Below are 8384 nucleotides of genomic sequence, written 5' to 3' on the forward strand. Positions count from 1 at the left end.
ACCCGTGGCCCGCGTATCGGCTGCGCTGGGCAACTGGTTTGGGGCAGAAAAAACAAACCCCCCGAGCCAGTGGTAACCAGCCGGGGGGTTCCTGCCGCGCCTTGCGGGTAGGCCCGACTGCGGTATGAAACAAGTATCGACCAGTTGACGCCGAAAAATTTGCTTGATTTCCTTTTGATTTGGGCATTTACGGGTAGATTTTCTGAAAAATCTGAAATTTCGGATAAATTATCTTGATGGATACATTTGACCGGAAAATTCTTCAGGTTTTGCAGGCCGACTCGCGCACCAGTCTGCAGGACATCGGCCAGGCCGTCGGACTCAGTCCCTCGCCCTGTTGGGGCCGTATCAAAAAAATGGAACAGACCGGAGTGATTGAGGGTTACACCGTTCGCCTGAATGCGCAGGCATTGGGATTGGGCGACACGGTGATGGTGCAGGTCACGCTGGACAGCCACTCCGACAACACGCTGGAAAAATTCGGCGAAACGCTGGCTGCCATTCCCGAGGTGATTGAGGCCTGGCTGGTTTCAGGTGAATACGATTACCTGCTGCGCATCGCCGTGCACGACACCAAGGACTATGAACGCCTGCTGCGTGAGCGGCTCTACAAGATCAAGGGCATACGCCACAGCAAATCAAGCTTTGTGTTGCGCACGCTCAAAAAAGCGGACCTGCCGCTGCTGCCGTCCTGAACTGTGCGGTATCTGCGCGGTCAAACGCTGACAGACTCCGGTGTGAGCGGCTGACAGCAAGGGCAGCACAAAGCGTGCACACTTATAGCGAGGCGACCCGCCGGGCGCTAACGGTTCAGGAGTTTTTATGCTGACACGGCTTCGCCTTCCCAAACCCTGCGGCACGGCCGCGCTTTGCCTGATATTGATTGGTGGCTTGGCCGCTTGCGGGGACACCGCCTTGTTGTCACCCGAGGCCGGCATGGGTGAAAGCCCGACCCTGCCGCAACCAAAATCCAGCCTGATCCCCACCGTCAATATCGCACCTGCCCAGGGCTGGCCTGCCGGGGTAATGCCCACGCCGATGCCGGGGCTTGGGGTCACCGCCCTGGCTGCCGGGCTGGACCATCCGCGCTGGGTCTATGTACTGCCCAACGGCGACGTGCTGGTGGCCGAAAGCAATGCACCGCCCAAGCCGGAAGACGGCAAAGGCATCAAGGGCTGGATCATGAAAAAGATGATGAGCCGGGCTGGTGCGGGCGTGCCGTCAGCCAACCGAATCACCCTGTTGCGCGATGCCGACGGAAATGGCAAGGCGGTGACGCGAACGGTGTTTCTGGAGAACCTGAACTCGCCATTCGGCATGGCGCTGGTAGGCAAGGATTTTTACGTTGCCAACAGCGATGCCATCGTCCGCTTTCCCTACGAAACAGGGCAGACCCGCATCAGCGCCGCGCCGGTCAAGGTGGTCGATCTTCCGGCCGGGCCGATCAACCACCACTGGACCAAGAACATCATTGCCAGCCCTGACGGCAGCAAGCTGTATGTGACGGTCGGCTCCAACAGCAATGTGGGCGAACGCGGCGTCGAAGCCGAAGCCGAGCGCGCAGCCATCTGGGAAGTTGACCCCAAAACCGGCAACCACCGCGTGCTCGCATCAGGTCTGCGCAATCCAAACGGCATGGGCTGGGCGCCTGGCAGCGGCGCGCTGTGGACGGTGGTGAACGAGCGCGACGAAATCGGCAGCGACCTGGTGCCCGACTACCTGACATCGGTGAAGGATGGCGCGTTTTACGGCTGGCCCTATAGCTATTACGGGCAGAACGTGGACGAGCGCGTCAAGCCGGCGCGCCCTGACCTGGTGGCCAAAGCGGTTTCGCCCGACTATGCGCTGGGCTCTCACGTCGCGCCACTGGGCATGGTTTTTTCCGAGGGTGAAGCCTTGCCGCCGACCCTGAACAGTGGCGTCTTCGTCGGCGAGCATGGGTCCTGGAACCGCAAGCCTTACAGCGGTTACAAGGTCGTGTTCGTACCATTCCTCCAGGGCCGCCCTTCAGGCCTTCCGGTGGACGTGCTGACCGGCTTCCTGAGCGCCGATGGCCACGCCTACGGACGGCCGGTGGGCGTGGCCATCGACAAACGTGGAGCGCTGCTGGTCGCTGACGATGTGGGTAACGTGGTCTGGCGGGTTCGTGCCGAACCGGCCAGATGAGGCGGCCTGGCGGGGCTGGCGGATGCCGAAAAGACCGGATTCATCAATAAATCGTGCTCAGGTCCAGTAACTACGGGTACGAGTAGCTATATATTTAATAGCAAACTGTTTTCCATGCTACCTTGCCGCCATCCCTGGCCAAGTAGCTGTGCCCCGGCTCACGCGTAAGTCACCCAGCTTGCGTGTTCCGCTGTGTCAAGGTGCGGCAGCGTGTTGTAGGTCATCAAGGTGTGGCGCCGCGGCGTAAAGGCAAATTCGGTGACGGACGAGTTGCGGATGCGCATGTTGAGCTCAATGGTCGTTTCGGGACTCGTTCCCAGTACCTGACCCACGGCGGTCGAGATCGGGCCTCCGCTGGAGACCAGCAGCACATTGCCGTCGTGATGCTGGCGGATGTGGTCGAGCGCGCTGCGCACGCCGGCGGCAAAATCGTTGTAGCTGGGCATGCCCCGTGGGCTGACCACACCAGCCATCCATTGCGCCAGCCCGTCGCGCAGCAGGCGAAAATGGTGCTTGTAGAGCTCGGGCGTATCGGGTTTTTCCAGGGCATGGGGATGAATGGCGCCGATCACCGCAGCGCTGTCATATTCGTTGAGGCCGTCCCAGGGGGTGGCTTGCATCGCAAGCCCCATGCCTTCGCTGATGCCGGCAAAGGTCTGGATCTGGCGTTTCAGCGTGCCAGTCATCGCCGCCTCGAAAGTCACACCCTTGTTCCTGAAATATTCTCCCAGCCGCACGCTCTGCCGCTGGCCCAGAGGGCTCAGCAAGTCATAGTCATCGGCGCCAAACGAAGCCTGGCCGTGGCGTACCAAATAAAGTGTTCCCATGCAACGAATTTAGACCAGACGGCGGCTGCGCCCTTGTCACCCGGGCGACCTGCAGCCGCTGGCCCCGAGGCAATCCCGCTAGTGCGAAAGCGCTGGCGGCGGTGCGGGCAACAGGGTGGTGCGCAGGCTTGCAAGGCTTTGCGACGATTCGTCGACACGCGGAAGGGAGAGGTAACGCAGACAGCAGACGCGCAGGAATGACGTGAAATTGGGGTTGTCTTCGCGCAGCGCCGTCAATTCCTGGTGCAGCGTCGCAATCATCTGGTTGGTGGTCCGGCCTTCGCGGCTGGCGATCTCGGCCAGTACGTCCCAAAACAGGTTCTCCAGCCGGATAGTGGTCACCACGTTGCTGATCCTGATGGAGCGCGTTCGCGCCTCATACTGAATTGGGTCGGCATGCACATAGACGTAACACATGAAGAACTCCTTGGTGGGCGTGAGGGGCTGAAAGACCTGGCCGGCAGTACGCTGCCGGCGCTTTTGTCCTTCGCCTGCAAGCTTGCCTCAAATTGCTTTTTCTGTCATCTGGCGGGTGATGTAGTCGGCCTGCCGGATCGCCAGGCTGACGATGGTCAGCGTCGGGTTTTCCGCGCCGCCGGTGGTGAACTGGCTGCCGTCCGAAATGAACAGGTTGTTGATGTCGTGGGTCTGCCCCCACTTGTTGCACACGCCATCGCCAGGGTTGGCGCTCATGCGGCAGGTGCCCAGGTTGTGGGTCGACGGGTAGGGCGGCGTGCGGAAGGTCTTGATGGACCCGGCAGCCTGGTAAATGCGCTCGCCCTGAGTGAACGCATGGTTGCGCATGGCGATGTCGTTTTCGTGGTCGTCGTAGTGCACATTGGGCACGGCATTGCCCCACTTGTCATTGACGGCGGTGTTCAGCGTCACGCGGTTGGTTTCACGCGGCATGTCTTCCCCGACAATCCACATGCCGGCCAGGTTGGTATATCGGTCCATCCACCAGCTGAAGTCGGAGCCCCAGCCGCCCGGGTTCAAAAAAGCGGCCATGAACGGGATGCCCAGCGACAGCGTTTCCATCTCATAGCCACCGGCAAAACCGCGTTTCGTGTCGTGCCTTGCCTCATCGCGAACGATGCCGGCCATCGTGGTGCCGCGGTACATGTGCACCGGGTTTTTGAACGCGCCGTAAACCGTGCCGGTCAGGTGGCGCATGTAGTTGCGTCCGACCTGGCCCGACGAGTTGGCCAGGCCGTTTGGAAACTGCGGCGAACTTGAAAGAAGCAGCAGGCGCGGTGTCTCGATCGAGTTGCCGGCAACGCAGACCACACGCGCCTTCTGGCGCTGCTCCTTGCCGTCCTTGTCGAAGTAGACGACTGCGCTGGCCTTGCCGCTGGCGTTGTGCTCGATGCGCGAGACATGCGACTCGGCCCGCAGGTCCAGGTTGCCGGTGGCTTCGGCCTTGGGAATCTCGACATACAGGGTTGACCATTTCGCTCCCGACTTGCAGCCCTGGAAACAGAAACCCAGCTGCATGCAGCGGCCGCGATCGTCGCGCGGTTCGCTGTTGATGGCCATGGTGCCGGTGTGCACCTCCTTGTAGCCAAGCTTCGTGGCACCCGCACTGAGAACCTTGAAGTTGTTGTTACCCGGCAAGCCCGGAATACCGTTGGTGCGCGTCACGCCCATCTTGTTTTCGGCTTTTGCATAGTAGGGCTCGAGCTCCTGCAGCGTAACCGGCCAGTCGAGCAAATTGGCACCCTTGATCTCGCCGTAATGGGTTTTGGCCTTGAATTCGTACTCCTGCAGGCGCAGCGAGGCACCGGCCCAGTGCGTGGTGGTGCCGCCCACGGTCTTGCAGATCCAGGTCGGTAGGTTAGGAAAATCCTTGGCGACGCGCCAGGTTCCCGAGGTCGTGCGATTGTCGAGCCAGGCCAGCTGGCCGAAGGAGTTCCACTCGTCATTGATGTAGGTTGCCTGCGACTGCATGGCGCCGGCTTCCAGCACCACGACCTTCACGCCCTTGCTGCAAAGCTCGTGGGCCAGTGTGCCGCCGCCGGCACCGGAGCCGATGATCACGACAACGCTGTCGTCGTTGTTGTCAATTTTTGCCATGATGATGTCCTGATGGGGAAATGGGTTGTGAAGTGCTCTGCGGATCGGGCCTCAGCCCATCCAGGGCGGCGGGCTGGCCGCCAACGAAGGCGCTGGCAGCCATTTCAGATCCTGAAAGCCCCGCGTGATGTAGCCGCCTTTCTCCCAAGAAGAGCCGGGGTAGCCGAACGCGGCAAAGGCCATGTCGTTGTCATAGAGCGAGGTCACGCACTTGCCGCGCACCGTGGCAAAAAATGGCGTGCCTTCCAGCGACTTCACGGCGGCGAGCTGCCTGGCAGCCGTGGCTTTGGCGAAGTTGCCGCCAGCGGCCTTGTCGAGATCGGCAATGCCGCTGCGCAGCTGCGTGGCGGTGGCTGCGTCGCCGCTGGCCGCCGCGTCAAGATCTTTGGCCAGCAGCGCATAAACCGCATCGGGCAGCTTGCTGTGCGGGTAGAGTACCCGGCCCATCTTCATTAATGTCGTGCCCTCGGCAGTGCTCAGGGTCTTGAGCTCCAGCGCCCAGGCGCGCGAGGGCGCCAGCAGGCTCAGTGTGCTGCCCGCGGCCAGCGTTCCCAGCAGCAGGCCGCTGCCGCGCAGCAGGCTGCGCCGGGTCAGTGGCAGCGCCAGTTTTGGCACCTCGCCACTGTCTTCGCCGCAGCTGTCGGTCTCGGTGTGATCGATTCGGGTGATCGGAATGACTTTCATCGTTGTCTCCTTGGGGGGGCGTTTGAATTTTTCAGGGAGTCCTGCGGGCTGGAGCGGGACTTGAGGCCGCGCGTCGGCGGCCGGCTTTGCTCTTACTGGTAATGACCGTGGCGTTCGAGCACCTCCACCTTGTAGCCATCCGGGTCCTGGATAAAAAAATAGCGGGCGATCAGCGAGCCATCGTCGGCCTTGAACTCCTTGACGTCCAGCGGGCAGTAACCCAGGCCGACCAGACGCGTGCGCTCGGCGGCCACATCGGGCACGCAAACGGCGACATGGCCATAAGCGTCGCCGTGGCAATAGGGCTCGGTGCGGTCACGGTTCCAGGTCAGTTCGATCTCGGCGTCGTTTTCTGCATTGCGCAGATAGACCAGCGAGAAGGCGGGAAAGTCCAGCCGGTGGGCGGGCTGCAGGTCAAGGCAGTCAGCGTAAAACTTGAGCGACCGGTCCAGCTCCCGCACGCGGATCATGCTGTGGATGATTTTTGACATTCGGGCCTCGTGAAAAACAAGCTTTCACTCTATGCCCTGAGCCGCACGCGCAGGTAATAAACGGCTAAATGGGAGCGCCTGATTGGAGGAAATTACCCCCTCGGAAACCCTGAGATGCCGCCGAAATCGGCTGCCAGCCCAGACCGAGCAGCGCTTGGCGGCCAGCGTGGCGCTGTCAACGTTGCCGTCGCGCAGGGTTGTGCCCACCACCGGTCGCCTGTGCTGGCGTCATTCGAGCATGGCGGCGGCAAAGCTGGCCGCGCCTGCGCCTGCGCCTGCGCCTGCGCCTTCTGCCACGTTGTGCGTGTCAGCATCCAGATCGCGCATTGCCTGGGTTACCTCGTCGTCGCTGACCTACACGATCTGTTGCAGAGGCCGCAGCCGTAGGGCCAGCGCCGCCGGTTCGGCCATGCTGCAGATAACAGAGCGGGCTCTGGCGCCCAGCCAATGCTCTGGCCGTGGTTGCCGCGCGTGGCGTTGATGACGTCGGCAAACAACTTGCCGCGTGTCATGAGCGCGTCAAAGTAGGTCAGCCCGCCGCGCCGCTTGAAGACGCCCACCGGTGCGTGGTCCTCCTACTTGATTCAGCAGCCGGTACCCAGCCGCAGGCTGGACTGGCCCCAGCGGAATTGCGGCGCCCCCTGGAATTCACGGGAGACCATGCGGCCCACTAGAGTCCTTTTGATTCAAGCACGACCGGGCCGCGCGGTGTCTGGAGTGTGGCGACCAGGTTGGGCGCACCCTGGCCGAGCGCAACGCCCGCCAAGCCAATGGCCTGGTAAGCCGCGCGCAGCAGGTCCGGTCTCGGGTGACGCGCCTCAAGCGACAGCAGCGAAACGCCCGAGGGCGCCATGGCCTGCGCCGGATGCACTTCGCCCCACTGGATCAGCGTGGGCAGCGTACCAAACAGCAGCCGCTCGCCGTCGTCACGCACGCTAATCTTCCATTGCAGCAGGCCTTGCGGCGTCATGCGCGAGGCCTGCAATACTTCGCCCCGGTCCAGCCCCAGGCGCGCCAGCGCACGCACGCAGGCCTCCGCCCGTTCGGTGCGGGCGACAAAATGCGCCAGCTGCGGCCCGTTTTTCTCGAGTTGCAGCTGAATCTCCGGGTCATCAAGGTCAAACCAGCGTCTTGTCGAGGAAGTACGGCCGCAAGGCGCTCCTGAATGTATAGCAATCAGTTCCAGGTAAGCCCGTGGGTAGACCGGCGACGCCAGTGCCACCAGGCGGTTGTGCGTGCCCATCAGTGCGTGTTCGCCGCCCGGACCGGGCGTCACACCCAACACGCTTTCGCACCACCGCACGCCCTCTGCCAGGCTGGCCGCGAGCACGACCAGGTGGTCGACCTGGGAGGTCACCCGAGGGGCTGGGGTGCGCGCGGCATCCATGCTGGCCACCGCTACAGCAGGACTTGCCCGTCCACGCAGGTCACTGATTCGCCACCGACCCAGACCTGGCCGTGTTCATCGCGTTCGACATGGACCAGGCCGGCGCGGTCAAGGCAAACCCCCTGTGAGGCCAGATAGCGCTGCGGCATATGGCTTTCGGCGATCAGCCACTGGGCCAGGCTGGCATTGAGGCTGCCGGTGACCGGGTCTTCGTTGACGCCCATGCCCACAGCAAAGGCTCGGACCTCCAGATCGGGCGCATCGGTGGTCGCTACGGCAAACGTGGGGCCCAACGGCCGCAGCGCCGGGCCGCCCCAAGCAAGGCCAGCCCCCCCGGGGGGCAGCGCAGCACACGCAGTGGCAAGCGTGGGGGCTATGAAAGCCTGGGCTTCGCGGTTGGCGCGAGCTATCAGTGGCGGGCTTTGCTGTAAGGGGTAGAGCGCGGCCACGCCTACATCGGCTTTCAGGCTTTCAAGTGCCCGGTAGTCGGGCAAGAGCTGCAGCACGGTCTCCACGCTGTCCAGCAGCAGTCCCAGCCAGACCGGCCCGTTGTCCAGCAGTTGCGTGGCCAGGATTTGCGCGGGTTGAATTCCCAACGCGGCCACCACCCCGGCGAGCCATGCGGGCTCGGGCGCGGACCGCTTGAGGGGCGGCGCGGCAAATGCCAGACGCCGCTCACCTCGCTCGCGGCGAATCCTGATCAGACCCAGCTTGCATTCCTGCATGATGAAATCCCGGCTGGCGGGCTGGCCGCAG

Annotated in this window: 10 protein-coding genes; 3 read left to right on the forward strand and 7 right to left on the reverse strand. The window is 62.8% G+C overall.

Annotation, left to right across the window (positions count from 1 at the left end):
- Window positions 1–236: 236 nt before the first annotated feature.
- On the forward strand, window positions 237–695 hold the full coding sequence (locus tag HHJ19_RS11755) for an Lrp/AsnC family transcriptional regulator (RefSeq protein ID WP_296907518.1): 459 nt from the start codon (window positions 237–239) through the stop codon (window positions 693–695).
- Window positions 696–822: 127 nt separating this feature from the next.
- The gene (locus tag HHJ19_RS11760; protein WP_296907521.1) at window positions 823–2166 is read left to right on the forward strand and encodes a sorbosone dehydrogenase family protein; all 1344 of its coding nucleotides are present in this window, start codon (window positions 823–825) and stop codon (window positions 2164–2166) included.
- Window positions 2167–2324: 158 nt separating this feature from the next.
- Here the strand turns inward: HHJ19_RS11760 and HHJ19_RS11765 are convergent, their stop codons facing one another.
- The 5 genes from HHJ19_RS11765 to HHJ19_RS11785 form a co-directional block, all read right to left on the reverse strand.
- On the reverse strand, window positions 2325–2993 hold the full coding sequence (locus HHJ19_RS11765; protein WP_296907524.1) for a histidine phosphatase family protein: 669 nt from the start codon (window positions 2991–2993) through the stop codon (window positions 2325–2327).
- Window positions 2994–3071: 78 nt separating this feature from the next.
- The gene (locus HHJ19_RS11770) at window positions 3072–3410 is read right to left on the reverse strand and encodes a ribbon-helix-helix domain-containing protein (protein WP_296907526.1); all 339 of its coding nucleotides are present in this window, start codon (window positions 3408–3410) and stop codon (window positions 3072–3074) included.
- An 87-nt stretch (window positions 3411–3497) separates the two neighbouring features.
- A complete protein-coding gene (locus HHJ19_RS11775) occupies window positions 3498–5066 on the reverse strand; it encodes a GMC family oxidoreductase (protein WP_296907528.1) in 1569 nt (522 codons plus the stop codon).
- A gap of 51 nt (window positions 5067–5117) precedes the next feature.
- A complete protein-coding gene (locus tag HHJ19_RS11780; protein WP_296907531.1) occupies window positions 5118–5750 on the reverse strand; it encodes a tat (twin-arginine translocation) pathway signal sequence in 633 nt (210 codons plus the stop codon).
- Between the two features lie 92 nt (window positions 5751–5842).
- Window positions 5843–6241 carry a VOC family protein gene (locus tag HHJ19_RS11785; protein WP_296907533.1) on the reverse strand — a complete coding sequence of 133 codons (399 nt, stop codon included), beginning with the start codon at window positions 6239–6241 and terminating at the stop codon, window positions 5843–5845.
- A 114-nt stretch (window positions 6242–6355) separates the two neighbouring features.
- On the opposite strand from HHJ19_RS11785, the gene HHJ19_RS11790 reads away from it, so the two are divergent.
- A complete protein-coding gene (locus HHJ19_RS11790; protein ID WP_296907536.1) occupies window positions 6356–6628 on the forward strand; it encodes a hypothetical protein in 273 nt (90 codons plus the stop codon).
- Between the two features lie 283 nt (window positions 6629–6911).
- Here the strand turns inward: HHJ19_RS11790 and HHJ19_RS11795 are convergent, their stop codons facing one another.
- Together HHJ19_RS11795 and HHJ19_RS11800 are read right to left on the reverse strand one after the other, a co-directional pair.
- Window positions 6912–7598, reverse strand: coding sequence for a VOC family protein (locus HHJ19_RS11795; RefSeq protein ID WP_296907538.1), 687 nt, complete (start codon window positions 7596–7598; stop codon window positions 6912–6914).
- A 41-nt stretch (window positions 7599–7639) separates the two neighbouring features.
- The coding region (locus tag HHJ19_RS11800; protein WP_296907541.1) for a PhzF family phenazine biosynthesis protein at window positions 7640–8384 on the reverse strand (745 nt) is incomplete at its 5' end.

This window comes from Polaromonas sp. (assembly GCF_012927415.1).
Lineage (GTDB): Bacteria > Pseudomonadota > Gammaproteobacteria > Burkholderiales > Burkholderiaceae_C > Polaromonas.

Excerpts from the sequence above, each read along its gene's own strand:
- HHJ19_RS11790 (WP_296907536.1), top strand. The coding sequence starts at position 6,356 with ATGCCGCCGAAATCGGCTGCCAGCCCAGACCGAGCAGCGCTTGGCGGC.
- HHJ19_RS11765 (WP_296907524.1), bottom strand. The coding sequence starts at position 2,993 with ATGGGAACACTTTATTTGGTACGCCACGGCCAGGCTTCGTTTGGCGCC.
- HHJ19_RS11775 (WP_296907528.1), bottom strand. The coding sequence starts at position 5,066 with ATGGCAAAAATTGACAACAACGACGACAGCGTTGTCGTGATCATCGGC.
- HHJ19_RS11780 (WP_296907531.1), bottom strand. The coding sequence starts at position 5,750 with ATGAAAGTCATTCCGATCACCCGAATCGATCACACCGAGACCGACAGC.
- HHJ19_RS11770 (WP_296907526.1), bottom strand. The coding sequence starts at position 3,410 with ATGTGTTACGTCTATGTGCATGCCGACCCAATTCAGTATGAGGCGCGA.
- HHJ19_RS11755 (WP_296907518.1), top strand. The coding sequence starts at position 237 with ATGGATACATTTGACCGGAAAATTCTTCAGGTTTTGCAGGCCGACTCG.
- HHJ19_RS11760 (WP_296907521.1), top strand. The coding sequence starts at position 823 with ATGCTGACACGGCTTCGCCTTCCCAAACCCTGCGGCACGGCCGCGCTT.
- HHJ19_RS11785 (WP_296907533.1), bottom strand. The coding sequence starts at position 6,241 with ATGTCAAAAATCATCCACAGCATGATCCGCGTGCGGGAGCTGGACCGG.